Source organism: Streptomyces sp. NPDC004031 (genome assembly GCF_053604375.1).
In genome coordinates, this window is the sequence record NZ_JBSGHL010000009.1 from 105289 (window position 1) to 122919 (window position 17631).

At 74.2% G+C, this 17631-nt stretch carries 17 protein-coding genes and 1 pseudogene; 5 read left to right on the forward strand and 13 right to left on the reverse strand.

What is annotated here, in order from left to right:
• Positions 1 to 45: 45 nt before the first annotated feature.
• Positions 46 to 486: a MarR family winged helix-turn-helix transcriptional regulator gene (locus ACWERV_RS08030; RefSeq protein WP_452930201.1), complete on the reverse strand. Its 441-nt coding sequence runs from the start codon at positions 484 to 486 to the stop codon at positions 46 to 48.
• 146 nt (positions 487 to 632) lie between these two features.
• Here ACWERV_RS08030 and ACWERV_RS08035 point away from each other — a divergent pair, with 146 nt between their 5' ends.
• Complete coding sequence (locus ACWERV_RS08035; RefSeq protein WP_452930204.1) at positions 633 to 1559, forward strand: quinone oxidoreductase family protein; 927 nt, start codon at positions 633 to 635, stop codon at positions 1557 to 1559.
• Positions 1560 to 1625: 66 nt separating this feature from the next.
• On the opposite strand, the gene ACWERV_RS08040 is transcribed toward ACWERV_RS08035, so the two are convergent.
• From ACWERV_RS08040 to ACWERV_RS08070, 7 genes are all read right to left on the reverse strand, one after another.
• Complete coding sequence (locus ACWERV_RS08040; protein ID WP_398187477.1) at positions 1626 to 2270, reverse strand: HNH endonuclease family protein; 645 nt, start codon at positions 2268 to 2270, stop codon at positions 1626 to 1628.
• Between the two features lie 347 nt (positions 2271 to 2617).
• Entirely contained in the window at positions 2618 to 3814 is a 1197-nt protein-coding gene (locus tag ACWERV_RS08045) for a TerD family protein (RefSeq protein WP_452930347.1), read from the reverse strand.
• Positions 3815 to 3889: 75 nt separating this feature from the next.
• On the reverse strand, positions 3890 to 4108 hold the full coding sequence (locus ACWERV_RS08050; RefSeq protein WP_452930207.1) for a DUF397 domain-containing protein: 219 nt from the start codon (positions 4106 to 4108) through the stop codon (positions 3890 to 3892).
• 201 nt (positions 4109 to 4309) lie between these two features.
• Positions 4310 to 4645: a hypothetical protein gene (locus ACWERV_RS08055; RefSeq protein ID WP_452930210.1), complete on the reverse strand. Its 336-nt coding sequence runs from the start codon at positions 4643 to 4645 to the stop codon at positions 4310 to 4312.
• Positions 4646 to 4882: 237 nt separating this feature from the next.
• Positions 4883 to 5860 carry a cupin domain-containing protein gene (locus tag ACWERV_RS08060; RefSeq protein ID WP_452930212.1) on the reverse strand — a complete coding sequence of 326 codons (978 nt, stop codon included), beginning with the start codon at positions 5858 to 5860 and terminating at the stop codon, positions 4883 to 4885.
• A gap of 135 nt (positions 5861 to 5995) precedes the next feature.
• Positions 5996 to 7171 carry a macrolide family glycosyltransferase gene (locus tag ACWERV_RS08065; protein WP_452930215.1) on the reverse strand — a complete coding sequence of 392 codons (1176 nt, stop codon included), beginning with the start codon at positions 7169 to 7171 and terminating at the stop codon, positions 5996 to 5998.
• Between the two features lie 208 nt (positions 7172 to 7379).
• The gene (locus ACWERV_RS08070) at positions 7380 to 8018 is read right to left on the reverse strand and encodes a CatB-related O-acetyltransferase (RefSeq protein ID WP_398187662.1); all 639 of its coding nucleotides are present in this window, start codon (positions 8016 to 8018) and stop codon (positions 7380 to 7382) included.
• A gap of 123 nt (positions 8019 to 8141) precedes the next feature.
• Here ACWERV_RS08070 and ACWERV_RS08075 point away from each other — a divergent pair, with 123 nt between their 5' ends.
• Entirely contained in the window at positions 8142 to 8903 is a 762-nt protein-coding gene (locus ACWERV_RS08075) for an MgtC/SapB family protein (protein WP_398187492.1), read from the forward strand.
• A 14-nt stretch (positions 8904 to 8917) separates the two neighbouring features.
• Here ACWERV_RS08075 and ACWERV_RS08080 read toward each other — a convergent pair whose 3' ends face one another.
• Positions 8918 to 9727: an NAD-dependent epimerase/dehydratase family protein gene (locus tag ACWERV_RS08080; RefSeq protein ID WP_452930218.1), complete on the reverse strand. Its 810-nt coding sequence runs from the start codon at positions 9725 to 9727 to the stop codon at positions 8918 to 8920.
• 313 nt (positions 9728 to 10040) lie between these two features.
• On the opposite strand from ACWERV_RS08080, the gene ACWERV_RS08085 reads away from it, so the two are divergent.
• Both ACWERV_RS08085 and ACWERV_RS08090 read left to right on the forward strand, forming a co-directional pair.
• Positions 10041 to 10973, forward strand: coding sequence for a 5-dehydro-4-deoxyglucarate dehydratase (locus ACWERV_RS08085; protein WP_452930220.1), 933 nt, complete (start codon positions 10041 to 10043; stop codon positions 10971 to 10973).
• 1 nt (position 10974) lies between these two features.
• Positions 10975 to 12156 (forward strand): hypothetical protein, encoded by a 1182-nt coding sequence (locus ACWERV_RS08090; protein ID WP_452930223.1) that lies wholly within the window; start codon positions 10975 to 10977, stop codon positions 12154 to 12156.
• Between the two features lie 256 nt (positions 12157 to 12412).
• Here ACWERV_RS08090 and ACWERV_RS08095 read toward each other — a convergent pair whose 3' ends face one another.
• The 4 genes and pseudogenes from ACWERV_RS08095 to ACWERV_RS08110 all read right to left on the reverse strand — a co-directional run bounded on the left by ACWERV_RS08095 (position 12413) and on the right by ACWERV_RS08110 (position 15930).
• Positions 12413 to 13312: a hypothetical protein gene (locus ACWERV_RS08095; protein WP_452930226.1), complete on the reverse strand. Its 900-nt coding sequence runs from the start codon at positions 13310 to 13312 to the stop codon at positions 12413 to 12415.
• Between the two features lie 206 nt (positions 13313 to 13518).
• Positions 13519 to 14016 (reverse strand): annotated as a pseudogene (locus ACWERV_RS08100) (SigE family RNA polymerase sigma factor); the annotation flags it as partial.
• A 179-nt stretch (positions 14017 to 14195) separates the two neighbouring features.
• Positions 14196 to 15035 (reverse strand): class I SAM-dependent methyltransferase, encoded by an 840-nt coding sequence (locus ACWERV_RS08105; protein WP_452930229.1) that lies wholly within the window; start codon positions 15033 to 15035, stop codon positions 14196 to 14198.
• A 124-nt stretch (positions 15036 to 15159) separates the two neighbouring features.
• Positions 15160 to 15930 carry an IclR family transcriptional regulator gene (locus ACWERV_RS08110; RefSeq protein WP_398187509.1) on the reverse strand — a complete coding sequence of 257 codons (771 nt, stop codon included), beginning with the start codon at positions 15928 to 15930 and terminating at the stop codon, positions 15160 to 15162.
• Between the two features lie 141 nt (positions 15931 to 16071).
• Between ACWERV_RS08110 and ACWERV_RS08115 the strand changes: the two genes are divergently transcribed.
• On the forward strand, positions 16072 to 17601 hold the full coding sequence (locus ACWERV_RS08115) for an aldehyde dehydrogenase (NADP(+)) (RefSeq protein ID WP_452930232.1): 1530 nt from the start codon (positions 16072 to 16074) through the stop codon (positions 17599 to 17601).
• Positions 17602 to 17631 lie beyond the last annotated feature (30 nt).

The following is a 17631-nucleotide window of genomic DNA, read 5'->3' on the forward strand; positions in this document are numbered from 1 at the left end:
CCGGAGTTCGCCGCCGGGGCGGCCGTTCGCATGCCCGCCGCCGGGTCATGCCACGCCGCTGACCCGCCGCAGCATGTCGAGGAACTGCGCCCGTTCGGCGGGTGAAAGGGGTTCCAGCAGCCGGTCGTTGGCCTCCTGGCCGGCCACCGTACAGGCACGCAGACGCTGTTCGCCCGCCGAGGTGAGGCGTACCGCGTTCTTGCGGCGGTCGGCCGGGTCGGGCGCGCGGACGACGAGGCCGGCCGCCTGGAGGTCGTTGAGGACGCCGACCACGTCCTTGGGGTCGAGGGCGACGGCCCGGCCCAGTTCGGCCTGGGCGACCGGGCCGAGGTCGGCGAGGGCCGACAGGACCACGTGGTGCCACATCTTCGTGTCGTGCTGCGCGAGCGCGTCCGCGACCAGTGACCGTCCGCGGGCCGCCGCCCGTCCGAGCAGCCAGCTGGGGAGGCCGCGGATGCTGCTGGGGGCCTGCGGGTTCTCCGTCATGCCCGGCAGCATACGAGAAAACGTTGGACATCCCCACGGTTTTCTGGATACCGTTGGGACATCCAATGGATTTCACCGGTCACGAAGGTCGTACGACGGTCATCACGACGGTCGTACACGACTGTCACCACGGGGGTCGATCGCGCATGCGGCGCATACGGTACGGACACGGCGGCGAGCAGGACGGCGGGCTCTTCCTGGAGGAGGTCCCGGCCCCGGCGCCCGCGCCCGGCGAACTGCTGGTCGAGGTCGCGGCGGTGGGCGTCACGCTCCCCGTCGTGCGCAAGGTGCGCGCGGGCGGCCCGCCGGTCCCGCTGGGCGGCGAGGTCGCGGGCGAGGTCGTCCGGGTGGGCGAGGGTGTGACCGCGTTCGCGCCCGGCGACCGCGTCACCGGCCTGTGCTTCGGGCACGGCTACGCCGACCAGGCGCTGCTCGACTCCGCGATGGCGGTGCGGATCCCGGACGGCGCCACCGCGCGGGACGCGGTCGCGCTGGTGCGCAGCGGGGTCGTCGCGCTCGGCGTGCTGGAGGCGGGGCGGGTCGCGGCGGGTGAATCGGTGCTGGTCACCGGGGCCGCGAGCGGTGTCGGCCATCTCGCCGTGCAGCTCGCCCGGTTGCGGGGCGCGCGGCGCGTCGTGGGGGCGGTGGGCGACCCGGGGAAGGCCGCTTTCGTCCGCTCGCTCGGCGCCGACGACGTGGTGGTCTACGGGGACGAGAGCTGGGGCGAGCCGTACGAGGCCGTACTCGACGCGGTCGGCGGGGAGTTGCTGGAACCCGCGGTGCGCGCGCTCGCGCCCGGCGGGCGGCTCGTCGCGTACAGCTCGGGCGGCGGCACGATCGAGGCCTACGACCTGCTGGCGGGCGGCAAGTCGGCGATCGGCTTCCAGATCGCGCTCGTGGCGAGGACCCAGCCGGAGCGGTACGCGGGCTGGGTGCGGGAGTTGTGGCGGCTGTTCGCGGAGGGCGCGCTGCGGCCCGCCGTGCACGGGGAGTTCGCGCTCCCCGACGCGGCGCGGGCTCACGCGGTGATCGAGGCCCGGGAGAACCGCGGCAAGGTCGTGCTCGTGCCGTGAGGCTCCTGGGGTGTCACGGCCGCCCCGGGTACGCCGCCGGGGAGGCCGTGACGTGTCTGCCCCGTGTCAGCAGCCGTTCAGGATCGAGCTGAGCTTGGTCTTCTCGGCGCTGTCCACGGTGAGACCGTAGTAGTGCTTGACCTGCACCCACGCACGCGCGTACGTGCACTGGAAGGACGCCTGCGGCAGCCACTCGGCCGGGTCGCGGTCGCCCTTGGAGCGGTTGGAGGACGCCGAGACGGCCAGCAGCTGCGGGCGCGTCACGTCGTTGGCGAAGGCCTGCCGCTGCGCGGTGGTCCAGGCCCAGGCGCCGGAGCCCCAGGCCTCGGCCAGCGGCACGAGGTGGTCGATGTCGAAGGAGGAGGCGTTGGTCGTGGTCGCCCCGTCGTAGACGCTCGTCCAGGTGCCGGACGTGGCCTTGCAGGAGCTGTCGGTCGTCACACCGCTGCCGTCCCGCTTCAGGACGTACTCGCGGGTGTCGCAGGTGCCCGAGATGGTGATCCAGGTCGGGAAGAGGTCCCGGTCGTAGGTCGAGGCGTGCGTCTCGGCGGTGGCCGTCATCCCGGAGAGGTAACTGCGGGCGGTGGAGGCGGCGATGGGAGTGGGCAGGGCGGCCGAGGCGCTGCCGCTGCCGGCCAGCAGGGCGGTCGCGGCGAGCGCGGCGGTGGCGGCGGTGGCGGCTATGCGGCGGGCGAGGCGGTTAGCGGGCATGGCTGAGCGCTCCCGTGACTAGGGGGGTTGAGGGTGAGGGGGCGTACTCACACCAGCGTCCCGGCCCGGGGTCTATGCGGGTAGATGCTCAGCGGTAAAATTTAGGTGGCCATGACACTACGGGGGGTGTCCGGGCCCCGGCGCACAACCGGACGGTCCAGTTCCGTAAGTGGAATCGGACCGTCCGGTAGGTGTGGCGGCGCGTCAGGAGCGCCGGGGCGCGTGCGCGTTCGGCGGGGCTCGCCGGGACGCGCGGGCGCCCTCGCGCCGCACGCCGGAGCGCTTGGGCGCGGGCCGTTCGGCGCGGGGCCCTTCGGTGCGGAGCCTTGGGCGCGGGCCCGCGTCCGTCAGAGCGCGGCGGCGCCCGGCTGGACGAGGGCCCTGGCGGTCTGCCCGTCCGCGAAGGTGCCCAGCGCCGTCATCTCCCACTCGCCCGAATACTGCCGGACGAGCTTGGCCATCAGCACGCCCGTGCGCGGCTCGCCGCCGGTCAGGTCGAAGCGGACCAGCTCCTCTCCGGTGGAGTCGTCCAGCAGCCGGCAGTACGCCTTGGCGACCTGGTCGAAGGCCTGGCCCGAGTAGGAGTTGACGGTGAAGACCAGGCCGGTCGCGTCCTGCGGGAGACGGCCGAGGTGGACGACGATCGTCTCGTCGTCGCCCGAGCCGTGGCCCGTCAGATTGTCGCCGGAGTGCTTGATCGCGCCCTTCTGGGCCTTCTTGTGCCCGAAGTAGCACGTCTCCAGGTGGTTGCGCTGCGGACCGTAGACGATGACCGACGCGTCCAGGTCGATCGCCGGGCCGCCGTACGCGGGCTCCCAGCCGAGGCCCATCCGGACGGAGGAGAGCAGCGGCTTGCCCGCCTTGACGAGGGAGACCGTCTCGTTCTTGCGGAGATTCACCCGGCCCTTGTCGAGGTTGATACGGCCGGGCGCGGCCGGCGGCGCGGGCGGGGCGGGCGGCATCGCCGGGGGAGCGGACGGCGGGGGCGGCAGATGCGTGGCCGCCGGGCCCGCGGGCGGCGCCTGCGAGGCCTGCGGTGCCTGCGTCGGGGGCTCCTCGACGCTCACGCCGAAGTCGGTGGCGATGCCCGCGAGCCCGTTCGCGTACCCCTGCCCCACGGCGCGCACCTTCCAGGCGCCGCCCCGGCGGTAGACCTCGACGACGACCAGGGCCGTCTCGGGCCCGAGCCCGGTGGGGGAGAAGGTGGCGATCACGGCGCCGTCGTCGGCGCCGCGCACGGTGGCGGTCGGCGTCGTCCCGGCGAAGGCGCCGCCGCCGTCGATGCTCGCCGTGACGACGATCTTCTCGATGCCGGCGGGCACCGCGCCGGTGTCCACGGTGATGGCGTCGGGCGCGCCGCCCCCGCCCGCGCGGTGCGTCACCCCCGGGCCGCCCTGCGGCTGGTTGTAGAAGACGAAGTCGTCGTCGGAGCGCACCTTGCCGTCGCCGGTGAGCAGCAGGCCCGAGACGTCCAGCCGCACCGGCGCGCTGACCTCGACGGTCACACGGGGCACGGACAGCGGCACATTCGAGCCGGGGGTCATTACGGTCATGCCCGCACTAACGCGTCAGCGGCCTTTGCGGTTCCATTACCCGCACCCGTCCGGGTACGACCTTCCCTACGCCGTGAGGCCGCCCCCTGCCGCCGCGCGGACGAACCCGGCGAACGCCTCCGCCGGGAACAGCAGGGCCGGACCGTGCGGGTCCTTGCTGTCCCGGACCGCCCGGCTGCCGTCGGGGAGGACGGCGACCTCGACGCAGTCGCCGTTGTTGCCGGAGTAGGACGACTTCACCCAGTCCAGTCCGGTGGCCGAGGCGGACTCGATGTACGGCTGCATGGCTCATGCATGTCCTCGCGGACCTCACCCGAAACCGGAGCTACGGCGTCGGCCTGGGCCGCGTTCGTCGCCGACGTCGAGGCGGGCCGTATCGCCTGAGGGGCACCTCGGCGCGGCGGGCCCGCCCGGTGTGGCGGAAAGCCCGCGCCCCGGTCCCGGGGGTGGGAGCGGGGCGCGGGGATCAGGGGGCGGGTGACGGGGTCAGTCCCACCAGCCCGTGTCGTAGACGGTGTACCAGTCGCTGCCCGACTGGTAGGCGGGGACGATGGCGTAGGCCATGCCCTCCTGCATGTTCTTGCAGGACCAGTTGTTGGCGTCGGTGTAGACGTAGAGCAGGACCTGGCCCTTCCACCACCAGCCGGTGAAGTGGTTGTCAGTGGCGGGTGTCGAGAAGCAGTGGCTGACGGTGTTGCCGTTCTGGTCCGGGCCCACGACGTACACCGAGTAGACCTTGTGCTCGCTGTCGTAGAACCTGAGCTGCTGGCCGTTGGTCCCGGCGGACGCGGTCCCAGCACTGCTGACGACGGTGGCGGCCATGATTCCCAGCGTTACCGCGACGGAGGCTGCCCATGTGCCGAGAGATTTCCTTTTCATCGTGCTTCCCCATTTTTTTCTCGCCGGGGGCCGTGGTCGCCACGGCTGGCGCATGGCCGGCTCCCGGTTCCGGTCGGTCCCGAGCCTAGGGACGGGGGGATCTTGCAGGTGTGCCGCGCGTGCAGCGCTCCTTGACGATGCGTGCAGGGGCGGGTGACGGCGCGGCCACCCGGCGGGCCGTCATGCGCGGGGTGGGCCGGACTGCGCCGCCGCCGCGCGGTAGGCCTGCGGGGTCGTGCCGTACGCGGCGCGGAAGGCGCGGCTGAAGGCGGCCGCGTTGCCGAAGCCCCAGCGGGCGCCGATGACGTGGACGGGGTGGCGGCGCAGCTGGGGGCGGGCCAGGTCGGCGCGGCAGCGCTCCAGCCGGCGGCGGCGGATCGAGGCCGCGACGCCCTCGCCGCGCGGTCCGCGGGCGTGCTCCTGGAAGAGGGTGTAGAGGCCGCGCAGCGAGATGTGGTGGTGCTCGGCGATGACCCGCGGGGTCAGGTCCGGGTCCGCGAGGTTCTGCTCGATGAAGGCGTCGATCCGGCGGAGCAGGACGTGGGTCCGGGTGGCGGCGGGCGGTTCGGCCTCGGCGCCGAGCTGCTGGACCAGGCACGAGGTGGCCAGCTCCACCGCCATGCCGCCGAGCCGGTCCAGGTCCTGGGCGCGGACGTCGGGGGCGTTCCCGGCGACGGCGAGCAGGAACTGCGCGAGGACCGCGCCCATTCCCGCGTCGCCGCCGACCCGGCGGGCCAGCAGCCGGTCGACCTGGCGGCCGGCCAGCGGCAGGTCCGCCTTGGGTATCTGGAGGACGAGCGCCTCGACGCCCGCGCCGTCCAGGCCCGAACGGGACTCGTAGGGCCGGGAGGTGTCCCACAGCACCATGTCCCCGGAACGCAGCTCTGCCTCACCGCCGCTCTGCGCGTACCAGGCCGAACCCCGGGTCACCAGGCCCAGTTGGTACTGCTCGGGGTCTCCGCGGCGGATCAGCGCGGGGGTGCGCCGGGAGTGCAGCGGCGAGAACGCGAACCGGGACAGCTGCGCGGCGCCGAGGTCCAGGAACGCGCCCTCGGCGTGGAAGGCGGCGGGGTCGGGGGCGGAGAAGGCCGAGGGCATGAGGGAGTTGGAGATCGTCTCCACGAACCAGTCGAACCTGTCCGGCGCCGGCACGTCCACCGCCGTCACCCCGTGCCACATCCCCCGACCCCCGTCCTTCGCTTCCCCGTCCCGGGCGTGACACCGCCCGGACGACTACGCAGTCTGCCCGACGGGTCCGGGCTTTCCCCGGACCCACCGGGTGTGACCTGGCGCTCAGTTCAGCATGGCCTCCACCAGGTCGGCGGCCCGCGCGGTGCCGCCCTCGGCGCCGGCGGCGGCCCGCAACTCCCTGCTGCGGCGGGCCACTTCCGGGTCGGAGGTCAGGGCGAGCAGGGCGGAGCGCAGTGCGGGCGCGGTCGCGTCGGCGGTGTCGAGGCGGCGGGCGACGCCCAGTTCGGCCAGGCGGTCGGCGTTCATGAACTGGTCGGCGGCCTGCGGTACGGCGATCATCGGGACACCCGCGAGCAGCCCCTCGCTGCACCCGCCCATGCCCGCGTGCGTGACGAACGCGTCCGCCTGCGCCAGGACGGCCCGCTGCGGGACCCACGGGTGCACCTCGGTGTTCGCCGGGATCGGGCCGAGGGCGGACACGTCGGTGTGCCGGCCGACCGACAGGACGACGTGCCAGCCGGGCAGGTCGCCGTACGCGGCCAGGCAGCGTCGGTAGAACTCCGGCTGCCGGGTGAACGCCGAGCCCAGCGACACCAGCAGGACGCGGGCCGCGCCCGCCGGGCGGGTCCAGGTGCCGGCGTCGTCGGCCGGGTCGAAGCACGGGCCGACGAAGGTCACCGCCCCGGTGTCGACCCGGTCGGCGTGCGGCTGCATCGCGCGGGTGATGAGTGCGAGCGCCCGTGCGGGGTGGCCGCAGAAGGCGTCCACGTCGGTGGTGACCGCGCCGCACTCCGCGAGCCAGCGGGCGAACCGCTCCTGGTACGCGGTCGCGCCCGGCAGTTGCCGCAGGTGGACCGCGACGTCCTGCTCGTAGCCGTCCCAGCCGACGAACGTCGGGGACAGCTGCATCAGCGGCCGCCCCTGCGCCTCGGCGAGGGCGCGCGCGGCGTAGGCGCCGATGTCGTACAGGTAGAGGTCCGCCGGGTCGGCGTCGTAGAAGGCGCGCAGCCGGGGCAGCGCCTGCTCCGCGTCGTCGAGGAAGAGGGCCGCCGCGGCGATGGGGTCCTCGGGCCAGTTGTTGTCGGCGAAGGGCAGCACGGAGGGGCAGGACACCGGTTCGGCGCCGGTGGCGGCGACCAGGTCGGCCACGGCGGGGTCGTTGGCATACGTCACGCGGTGGCCGCGTGCGACCAGCTCGCGGATGACGGCGCGGCTGGGCAGGACATGGCTGACGAGGGGGACACCGATCATCGCGACATGGGCGCGGCGACGGGACATGGATGATCAACTCGCTTCAGGTCTACGGCGGATGGGCACGGCACGCCCGCGCGCCGGCCCCTCGACCGGTCGTCCGGGAGCGGGCCGTGCGCATGCGGGTGTGCGACGGGGAGCCGGGGCGGTGCCCCGCCCCGCGTCAGCCGTAGAGCTGGTGCATGAAGAACATGCCCCGGAGCGTAACCGTGCTCCGGGCGAGGGCGCACGCCGATTACCGGGGCGCGGCCGCCTCCAGCTCGGCGACGCTGCCCGACATGATCGTCCGGACGTGGGCGGTGATGTGGTCGAGGGGCCAGTCCCACCAGGCCACCGCGAGCAGCCGGGCGACGTCGTCCGCCGGGTGGCGGGTGCGCAGGAGGCGGGCCGGGTTGCCGCCGACGATGCCGTAGTCGGGGACGTCGGCGGTGACGACGGCGCCGGTCGCGACGATCGCGCCGTGGCCGATGCGCACCCCGGGCATCACCGTGGCCCCGTGGCCGAACCAGACGTCGTTGCCGACGACGGTGTCGCCGCGCGAGGGCAGGCCGGTCAGCAGGTCGAAGTGCTCGGCCCACGAGCCGCCCATGGTGGGGAAGGGGAAGGTCGAGGGGCCGTCCATCCGGTGGTTGGCGCCGTTCATGATGAACCGCACCCCCGTGCCGAGCGCGCAGAACCTGCCGATGACGAGCTTCTCCGGCCCGTAGTGGTAGAGGACGTTGCGGGTCTCGAACGCGGTCGGGTCGTCCGGGTCGTCGTAGTACGAGAACTCCCCGACCTCGATCAGCGGGGACGTCACCAGCGGTTTGAGCAGCACCACCCGCGGCTGTTCCGGCATCGGGTGGAGGACGGTCGGATCGGCGGGTACGGGCAGGGGCACGGTGTTTCCTCGTCGTTCGGCTGCGGGGGTCCGCACCATGATCGCCAGGACGTGCGCCGCGCGACACCCGTTTACGGGGCCGCCGGGTCCGCGGGGCGGGGGAGTAGCGTGGGTCAGATGCACACCTTGCAACCTGCGGCGTCAGTTGTGTGGGATCCGGGCGGCGGTCAGGGGGTGCGGCAGCTCGGCGAGTTGGGGCTGGCGCTCGTGCTCTCGACGCTGATCGGGCTGGAGCGGGCGGTCCAGCAGAAGAGCGCGGGGCTGCGCACGCACACCCTGGTCGGTGTCGGGGCCGCGCTCTTCATGGAGGTCTCGCAGCACGGCTTCGGCACAGTGCTGGGCCACGACGGCGTGGTGCTGGACCCGTCGCGGATCGCCGCGCAGGTCGTCAGCGGGATCGGCTTCATCGGCGGCGGGCTGATCTTCGTACGCCGGGACGCCGTACGCGGGCTGACGACCGCGGCGACCATCTGGCTGACCGCCGCCATCGGCATGGCCTGCGGTGGCGGCCTGGTGCTGCTCGCGGTCGCGGCGACCGCCGCGCACTTCCTGGTGGTGCGGGTCTTCCCGCTGGTCACCGCGCGCTTCCCGGCGGTCGCCGGACCCGGGCAGACGGACTTGCGCATCTCCTACCAGGTCGGCACCGGTGTGCTGGCGCGCATCCTGGAGCGGTGCACGCAGGCCGGTTTCCGGGTCGTGGAGGTGCGCGTCGACCGGGCGCCGTGGGCCGACCGGGAGGACGGGCGGGGCGGCGCGGGCGCGGCGGAGGTCGCGCTGTCGGTGGAGGGCACGGGGGACGTCCCGCTGCTGGTGACGGAGCTGTCCGAGATGCCGGGCGTCGTCGGGGTGTCCTCGCCCGCCGAGGACTCCGACTACTGACGCCCGCCGGGGGCTCAGTACGGCCAGATGGGCGGCTCGGTGCAGAAGGCGCCGCCCAGGTGGGCGTGCGCCGGGTCGTCCGGGTCCAGCTCGCCCTGCTCGGCGATCAGCTTCGCGGCGAAGACCTCGGAGTCGTCCTGCGGCTCGTAGCCGAGGGCGCGGGCGGGGGCGAGGTCCCACCACAGGCGGGTGTTGGCGGAGCTGCCGTAGACGACGGTGTGGCCGGTGACGTCGGCGGTCAGGGCGGCGTGCAGCAGGCGGGCGCCGTCGGCGGGGCTCATCCACACCGACAGGGCCCGTACGGTGGCGGGTTCGGGGAAGCACGAGCCGATGCGGATCGAGACGGTCTCGATGCCGTGCCGGTCGGCGTAGAGCTGCGCCAGGTCCTCGCCGAAGCACTTTGACAGGCCGTAGAAGGTGTCGGGGCGGCGCGGGGTGCCGATCGGGATGAGCGGGTCGTCGCCCTGCGGGCGCGGGGTGTAGCCGACCGCGTGGTTGCTGGAGGCGAAGACGACGCGGCGCACGCCCTCGGCGCTGGCGGCCTCGTAGAGGTTGTAGGTGCCCTCGATATTGGCCTTGAGGATCTTGTCGAAGGTGGACTCCAGCGAGATGCCCGCCAGGTGCACGATCGCGTCCACCCCGCGGACGGCCTCGCGCAGCGCCTCGGTGTCGGCGAGGTCGGCGGTGATCGCGCCGGGCTCGCCCTCGACCGGCAGCATGTCCAGCAGCCGCAGCTGGTAGCCGTAGGAGGGGAGCAGGCCGCGCATGAGGGTGCCGAGGCCGCCGGCGGCGCCGGTGAGCAGAATGGTGCGGGGAGCGGTCATGGCGGGTCTCTCCTCGGTCTCACCGGCCGCTGGGGCCTGGGGGTGCGCGGGTGGTACGGGGGCGGTACGGGGACGGTGTCTGGGGCGGTGCGGTGCGGTCCGCGGGGGTGCCGCGGGCGGCCCCGGACGGCGCCCGGCGAGTATATCCGTGGCTCTGGTTCATGGATATGGACATCGATCAGGCCGCCCCGGACCCTTCTGACCTGCGTCCGTCGGCTTGACCCGCGCACGGATGCTCGCTTAGCGTGGCAGCGTTCATGAATATGGACGTGAATCAGATGAGCGCACAGATCCGGACCTTCAGGGGGACCAGATGACCGCACCCTCACTCGCCGAGCGTCTCGACGGCCTGCTGTTCTTCCCCGTGACGGCCTTCGGTCCGGACGGCGCCCTGGACCTCGACGCCTTCCGGGCCCATGTTCGCGCGGGGGTGGACGCCGGTGCGGCGGCCGTCTTCGCCTGCTGCGGCACGGGCGAGTTCCACGCGCTCACCCCCGCCGAGTTCGGCGCGTGCGTGGCCGCCGCCGTCGAGGCGGCCGGCGGGCGCGTCCCGGTCCTCGCGGGCGCGGGGTACGGCACCGCGCTCGCCGCCGAGTACGCCGCCCTCGCCGAAGCCGCCGGCGCCGACGGGCTGCTGGCCATGCCGCCGTACCTGGTCGTCCCCGACCAGGAGGGCCTGCTGCGGCACTACACCGCGCTCGCCGCCGCCACGAGCCTGGACGTCATCGTCTACCAGCGCGACAACGCCGTCTTCACCCCCGGCACGGTCGTCGAACTCGCCAAGGTGCCCAACATCATCGGCCTCAAGGACGGTTACGGCGACCTCGACCTGATGCAGCGCATCATCAGCGCGGTGCGCACCGAACTGCCCGCAAGCGGCTTCCGCTACTTCAACGGCCTGCCCACCGCAGAACTCACCGGCCTGGCCTACCGCGGCCTCGGCGTCACCCTCTACTCCTCGGCCGTCTTCGCCTTCTCGCCGGAGATCGCGCTGGCCTTCCACCGCGCCCTCACCACCGGCGACGACGCCACCGTCGACAGGCTCGTGGACGGCTTCTACCGCCCGCTGGTCGACCTGCGCAGCAAGGGCCGCGGCTACGCCGTCTCGCTCGTCAAGGCCGGGGTGCGGCTGCGCGGCCTGGACGTCGGCGAGGTCCGCCCGCCGCTGAGCGAACCCGCGCCCGCGCACATCAAGGAACTGGCCGAACTCATCGAGCGCGGCACCGCGCTGCTCGGGGAGCGCTGACATGCGCGCCTCCGCCTTCGTCTACCCCTGGGACGTCAACGGCGACCCCGCCGCCGCCGAGCGCATCGCCGGACTCGGCGTCGCCCAGGTGACCCTCGCCGCCGCCTACCACTCCACCCGCGCGCTCACCCCGCGCCACCCGCGGCACCGGGTCGTCACCGCCGAGCACGCCGCCGTGCTCTACCCGCCCGACGAACGCCGCTGGCAGGACCGCGAACCGCGGCCCTACCCGGCCGGTGCGTGGGCGCCCGGCGACGCGTGGGGGACCGCCGCCGAGGCGCTGCGCGCGGCGGGCCTGGAGGTGCACACCTGGGTCGTGCTCGCGCACAACTCCCGGCTGGGCGCCGAGCACCCGGACACCTCCGTCGTCAACGCCTACGGCGACCGCTACCCGTGGGCGCCCTGCATCGCGCAGCCCGCCGTCCGCGGCTACCTGCTCGACCTCGCCGCCGAGGCCGCGGTACGCCCCGGCGCCGCGGGCACCGAGCTGGAGTCGCTCGGCTGGTACGGGCTCGCCCACCTGCACGCCCACGACAAGATCGGCGGGGTGCCGCTCGGCGACGCCGGGCAGTACCTGATGTCGCTGTGCTTCTGCCCCGCCTGCCGCGCCGGTTACGCCGGACTCGGCGCCGACCCGGACGAACTCGCCGCCGCCGTACGGGCCGCGCTCGCCCCCGTGTGGGCCGGGGAGGCGGACGGCGCCGCCGGGATCGAGGCGCTGCTCGGCCCGCGGTGGACCGAGCTGACGCTGAACTGGCGTACCCGGACCGCCGGTTCGCTCCAGGAGCAGGCCGTGGCCGCGGTACGGGCCGCCGCAGCGCCCGGCTTCCAGGTGCTGCTGCACGCCGACCCGGTGCCGTACCGCTGCGGCGCCAACGCCGGGGTGGACGTCCCGCGGATCCTGGCCCAGGCGGACGGCCTCGTGCTGCCCTGTCCGGGCGGCCCGGCGGGCGCCGCGGGGCGGGCGGCGGTGCTCGCGCCCGTCGCCGCGGAAGCCGGGACGGACACGGTGGTGGCCGCCAACTTCACGATCGTGTCCGGCATGGGCGGCAGCCCCGGCACGCTGGCCGCCGACGCGGCGCACGCCGCCGAGCTGGGCGCGACCCAACTGCGGCTCTATCACGCGGGGCTGGCGAGCCAGGCGGATCTGGCGGCGGCCCGCGCCGCCCTGCACACGGGTTGATCGTGTGCAGGGCGGGGGATGACCGGGGAGCGGCGATCATGGGGGTACCGCCGCGCCCCGGAGCTTCTCCTGAGGGGGAAGCGTGCTGGGCCGTGCACCCCCAAGTCGCCGCCGGGGCGCGGGAGGTTGCCGTGGATCGGCAAAATATTTCCGGCAGATTTCCCCGCCCCGCGGTTGCGCCGTCCGCGCCTCCGCGCAAGTGCCGCCACAGGTGCCGAACACCCCCGAAACGCCCGCGGCCGGGTGCCCGCAGCGGTCAGAATCCGCCGCCGACGGTCACCGGACCGCCCGACGCGTAGCCGACGGTGGCGGTGTAGCGGTCGCCGTCCGTACCGCCCTGCCCGGGGTCGTGGGTGAACTGCCCGGCGAAGGTGTACGTGTCCGCCGGGAGGGTCTGGCCCGCCGCGAGCGTCCAGCGGTAGACGATGACGTCCGCCTCGGTCGACACCTTGACGCTCACCTGCGTGGCGTTGGTCCACGACGCCGAGTACGTCTCGCCGTTGACCCGGGCGATCCGCAGCTCCACGGTCAGCGAGGTGATGGGCTTCTGCGACGTCAGCGTCACGTCGCTCTCCGTCCAGTACGAGTCGCTGTTCGACCCGAGCACACCGTTGGACTGGAGCGGCCCGCTGCCCTGCGGCAGGCCGGTTCCCCCCGTCGAGGGCGCGCCGGAGGAGTGCGGGGGCGAGCCCGGAACGCTCGGCGGCGGTGCCTGGAGCGGGGGCGGGACGGTCGCGCCGTGGCCCGAAGTGCTGTGCGGTCCGGGCGACTTGTGATGCGGCGGGGCCGTGGTGGGGTGCCGCTGGACGGGCACCCGGTGCTCGCCGCCGCCGGTGGTGCCCGGGGCGGTCGGGGAGGGGCGTCCGGTGTCGGCGCTGTCCGACGTCACCGAGGAGTGGCCCGGCTGGCTGGTGCCGGTGACGGCGCCCACCGCGAGGCCGCCGATGCCGATCGCGCCCGCCACGGCCGCAGTCACCGCGGTGACCCGCATCCACGGCGCCGCCGTCGGCCGGTCGTGGCCGCGCGCCGCGGACTCGGGCACGTCGTTGCCGGTGCCGTCGGCGGCCATCGCGTGCTCGACGCGGGCCAGCATGCGTTCCCTGTCGGGCCGGTGGGCGTGCGCGGCCTCCCGCAGCCGCTCCGGCAGATCGGTCATCACAGTCCCCGTCCCGTACGAGTACGAGCACGAGCCACATGACCCGCCGCACCCAGCAGTTGTGTCCCCGGACCCATGTCGCCCGGGGAGCCGCCCGCCGCGCCGACCGGGGTGTCCGGCCGTGCGGTGCGCGGCATCCGCGCCGGGCCCGCGGGACCGCTCGCGGCCGCCGGATCCGGCCCCTGCACCGTACCGGCTTCGGGTGTCCGGGGTTGCAGCAGCCTTTCCAACTCCGCGATGCCGCGGGACGTCTGGCTCTTGACGGTGCCCACCGAGATGCCCAGCGCGTCGGCGGTGTCCCGCTCCGACAGGTCGAACGCGTGCCGCAGCACCACGCACGCCCGCTTGCGGAACGGCAGCCGCTGCAAGGCCTCCCGCAGGTCCAGCACCGCCGGAAGGTCGGGCCCGTCGGTGCGTTCGGGCCGCTGCGACCAGAAGAGGGCCACCCGGCGCCGCTCGCGCACCGCGCTGCGGATCCGGGAGCGGGCGAGGTTCGCCACCACACCGCGCGCGTACGCCACCGGGTGCTCGGTCGTCTTGACCCGGTCCCAGCGGCGCCACAGGGCCACCAGCGCGTCCGCCGCGAGGTCGTCGGCGGCGTCCGCCTCGCCCGTCAACAGGTGTGCCAGCCGGGAGAGTTCGGCGTAGTGCCGTTCGAAGAACGCGTGGAACGCGGCGGAATCGTCGTCGACGGCAGTGCCCACGGTCACCTCTTCCTGCCCGGACCTCCCCGCCACGGCGCGGCGAGAGCGTAGCAGCGGGAAGAGGCTCTGGGCAGAGGTTGGGAATCATCGATTCCCGGCGGTAACCGCTGGTGAACGCGGGGTGATGGAGCGTGCGCGGGGCGCTGCCGGAGGCCTGTGCCTCCGGCAGCCCGGACCGGTCAGACCGGCACGCGCTCGCAGCGCTGGACGCGGGTCACCAGGTGCAGCTCGAACTCGCCGGAGGCCGTCTCCGGGCGGGACCTGAGGTAGTCCAGGATCCGGGCGGTGGCCGCTTCCCGCCGGGCCGGTTCCATCACCAGCAGATGCGAGTGCGTCGCGGCGGTCGCGGTCAGCGTCTCGGCGGTGCGCACCATCACATGCGTGAAGTCGGCGTCCTCGGCGGGGGAGAAGGCCGGGTGGGGGTCTATCCGCCGCCCCGGGCTCTTCGTCCAGCCGAGGAAGGACACCTGGCTCGGCGAGATCTCGCCGAGGCCCGCGATCCAGCCGACCCGGTCGTCGTCGGCGTTGGACAGCGTCGCCAGCACCCCGCCGGGCCGCAGTACCCGGGCGATCTCGGGCAGCGCGCGCTCCTGGTCGAACCAGTGGATGGCCTGGCCCACGACCACCGCGTCCACCGAACCGTCCGCCAGCGGTATCCGCTCCGCCGAGCCGGACAGCGCCGTGGCCCGCGGCAGCCGCTCGCGCAGCGCGCCCAGCATCCCTTCGTCCGGCTCCACCGCGGTGACCCGGTGGCCGAGCGCGAGGGCCTCGCGGGTCAGCTTGCCGGTGCCCGCGGCGAGGTCCAGCACGTCCAGCGGGCCGCCGCCGCGCCGGGCCAGCACGGGCGCGAGGGCCCAGGTGACGGCCTCGGACGGGTAGCCGGGGCGGTGTTCGTCGTAGTCGGCGGCGACGGCGCCGAAGGAGGAGGCGCGCCGGGCGACCCACTCCCTGGTCTCGGCGTCCCCCTCGGGCGCCCCGAAGTCGCGTCCCGCGGCGCTGCTGTCGTTCCCGTTCGTCATGATCCCCATGTTCACGACCCTACGACTGCCGGGCGGGGGCGTGTCCGGGGGATCCGGGGCGTTCCCACGAAGGGGGCACCCTTGACGAGCGGGGTTTCGGCCCGGTCCCGGGCGGCGGGGGAGGTCAGAGGCGGCGGGTGGCCAGCAGCAGCCGGTCACGCGCGTCGAAGAGCGCGTCCTTGATCAGCTGTTCGTGCGTCGCCGTGAGCCGCGCCACCGGCACCGAGCAGCTGACCGCGTCCCGCGCCGGGGTGCGGTAGGGCACCGCGATGCCGAAGCAGCGCAGGCCCAGCGTGTTCTCCTCGCGGTCCACCGCGAAGCCCTGCTCGCGGATGACCGCGAGCTCCTCGATGAGCTTCTCGCGGTCGGTGTGGGTGTGCTCGGTGAGCGGCTCCAGCGTCTCCGGCAGCAGCCCGCGTACCTGCTCGTCGGTGTACGTCGCGAGCAGCGCCTTGCCGAGCGAGGTGGAGTGCGCGGGCAGCCGGCGGCCGACCCGGGTGAAGGGCCGCAGGTAGTGCTGGGACTGGCGGGTGGCGAGGTAGACGACGCTGGTGCCGTCCAGGCGGGCCATGTGGATGGTCTCGCTGGTGTCGTCCGACAGCCGGTCCAGGGTGGGCCGGGCGGCGGCCACGACCTCGTCGCCGTCGATGTAGGACGTGCCGACCAGCAGCGCGCGCACGCCGATGCCGTAGCGGGTGCCCGTCGCGTCGGTCTCGATCCAGCCGAGGTCCACGAGGGTGCGCAGCAGCATGTAGAGGCTGGACTTCGGGTAGCCGACCGACTCCTGCACGGAGGCGAGGCTGTGCATACCGGGCCGCCCCGCGAAGAACTCCAGCAGCTCCACCGTGCGGACCGCGGACTTGACCTGGGAACCGGCTCCCTCGGCAGCAGCCATGCGCTCGACCCCTCTTGTTCGGCCGGGAGCGACGGACGTAGGCTCCCCTTGCAGGTTCACATCTAAAGACGCTGTTCAGTATAGAGAACAACGTACTGGTGCAGCAGTGTCGTGCGGTACGGAAATGTGGAGGTTATTCCGGTGGCAGTACCAGTCTGGAGCGTCGACCCCCGGAGCGGGAAGCAGCGCGAGCAGGTCGCCGTCGAGGCCACGGCCGAGGACGTGGACGCCGCCGTACGCGCCGCCGCCGCCGCGATCCCGGCGCTCGCCGACCGAAGCGTACGCTCCCGGCTGCTGCGTGCCGCCGCCGGGGCGCTGGAGGAGGCGGGCGAGCGCGTCATCGCCGCCGCCGACGCCGAGACCGCCCTCGGCGTACCCCGCCTCACCGGCGAACTCGCCCGTACCGCCTTCCAGTTGCGGACGTTCGCGGACGTCGTCGACGAGGGCGCCTACCTCGACGTGATCATCGACACCCCCGACCCCGACGCCAAGCCCATCCCGCGGCCCGACCTGCGCCGGATGAAGGTCCCGCTGGGCGTCGTCGCCGTCTACGCCGCCAGCAACTTCCCGCTCGCCTTCTCCGTGCCCGGCGGCGACACCGCGAGCGCGCTCGCCGCGGGCTGCCCCGTCGTCGTCAAGGCCCACCCCGACCACCCCGCGACCTCCGCGCTGTGCGCCGAGCTGCTGCGCGGCGCGGCCGTCTCCGTCGGACTGCCCGCCGACACCGTCGTCCTCGTGCACGGCTTCGCCGCCGGTGTCGAACTGGTCCGCCACCCGCTCGTCGCCGCCGCGGGCTTCACCGGCTCCGTGCCCGGCGGACGCGCGCTGCACGACGCGGCCGCCGCCCGGCCGCGCCCCATCCCCTTCCACGGCGAACTCGGCAGCCTCAACCCGGTCGTCGTCACCGAGGCCGCCGCCGCCGAACGCGCCGAGCAGATCGGCACCGGCCTCGCCGGATCCTTCACGCTCGGCGTCGGCCAGTTCTGCACCAAGCCCGGCCTCGTCCTCGCCCCCGCCGGGGACGACGGCGACCGGCTGGTGGCCGCCCTCACCGGCGCCGCCCGCGAGGCCGCGGCCGGGGTGCTGCTCGACGGCCGGATGCGCACCAACTTCCTGGCCGGCGCCGCCGCCCGCGCCGCGCTGCCCGCCGTGACCGCGCCCGTCGCCCCCGGCGAGGACGGCGAACTGGGCGTACGCCCCGGCTTCGTGACCCTCGCCGCCGCCGAACTCGCCGCGCAGGGCGCCCACGACGTCCTGCTGGAGGAGTGCTTCGGACCGCTGACCGTCGTCGTACGGTACGGCTCCGCGGACGAGCTGGCCGCCGTGCTCGACCGGCTGCCCGGCAACCTCACCGCGACCGCCCACCTCGGCACCGCCGAGGCCGCCGAACAGGGCGGGGCCGCCGCAGCGCTGCTCACCCGGCTCAGCGCCCTCGCCGGACGCGTCCTCGTCAACGGCTGGCCGACCGGCGTCGCCGTCACCGCCGCCCAGCACCACGGCGGGCCCTACCCCGCCACGACCTCCACCTCCACCTCGGTCGGCGCCACCGCGATCGAACGCTGGCTGCGCCCGGTGGCCTACCAGGACACCCCGCAGGCCCTGCTGCCCGCCGAACTGCGCGACGGCAACCCGCTGGGCGTCCCCCGCCGGGTGGACGGCGAGCGCGGCTGAACGGGCAGCGGCGTACGGGCCGGGTCCGCG

What these genes read in the sequence shown, in the direction of transcription:
- ACWERV_RS08030 (WP_452930201.1), bottom strand. Translation starts at nt 486, where the DNA reads ATGACGGAGAACCCGCAGGCCCCCAGCAGCATCCGCGGCCTCCCCAGC.
- ACWERV_RS08035 (WP_452930204.1), top strand. Translation starts at nt 633, where the DNA reads ATGCGGCGCATACGGTACGGACACGGCGGCGAGCAGGACGGCGGGCTC.
- ACWERV_RS08040 (WP_398187477.1), bottom strand. Translation starts at nt 2,270, where the DNA reads ATGCCCGCTAACCGCCTCGCCCGCCGCATAGCCGCCACCGCCGCCACC.
- ACWERV_RS08045 (WP_452930347.1), bottom strand. Translation starts at nt 3,814, where the DNA reads ATGACCCCCGGCTCGAATGTGCCGCTGTCCGTGCCCCGTGTGACCGTC.
- ACWERV_RS08050 (WP_452930207.1), bottom strand. Translation starts at nt 4,108, where the DNA reads ATGCAGCCGTACATCGAGTCCGCCTCGGCCACCGGACTGGACTGGGTG.
- ACWERV_RS08055 (WP_452930210.1), bottom strand. Translation starts at nt 4,645, where the DNA reads ATGGCCGCCACCGTCGTCAGCAGTGCTGGGACCGCGTCCGCCGGGACC.
- ACWERV_RS08065 (WP_452930215.1), bottom strand. Translation starts at nt 7,171, where the DNA reads ATGTCCCGTCGCCGCGCCCATGTCGCGATGATCGGTGTCCCCCTCGTC.
- ACWERV_RS08075 (WP_398187492.1), top strand. Translation starts at nt 8,142, where the DNA reads ATGCACACCTTGCAACCTGCGGCGTCAGTTGTGTGGGATCCGGGCGGC.
- ACWERV_RS08080 (WP_452930218.1), bottom strand. Translation starts at nt 9,727, where the DNA reads ATGACCGCTCCCCGCACCATTCTGCTCACCGGCGCCGCCGGCGGCCTC.
- ACWERV_RS08085 (WP_452930220.1), top strand. Translation starts at nt 10,041, where the DNA reads ATGACCGCACCCTCACTCGCCGAGCGTCTCGACGGCCTGCTGTTCTTC.
- ACWERV_RS08090 (WP_452930223.1), top strand. Translation starts at nt 10,975, where the DNA reads ATGCGCGCCTCCGCCTTCGTCTACCCCTGGGACGTCAACGGCGACCCC.
- ACWERV_RS08095 (WP_452930226.1), bottom strand. Translation starts at nt 13,312, where the DNA reads ATGACCGATCTGCCGGAGCGGCTGCGGGAGGCCGCGCACGCCCACCGG.
- ACWERV_RS08105 (WP_452930229.1), bottom strand. Translation starts at nt 15,035, where the DNA reads ATGACGAACGGGAACGACAGCAGCGCCGCGGGACGCGACTTCGGGGCG.
- ACWERV_RS08110 (WP_398187509.1), bottom strand. Translation starts at nt 15,930, where the DNA reads ATGGCTGCTGCCGAGGGAGCCGGTTCCCAGGTCAAGTCCGCGGTCCGC.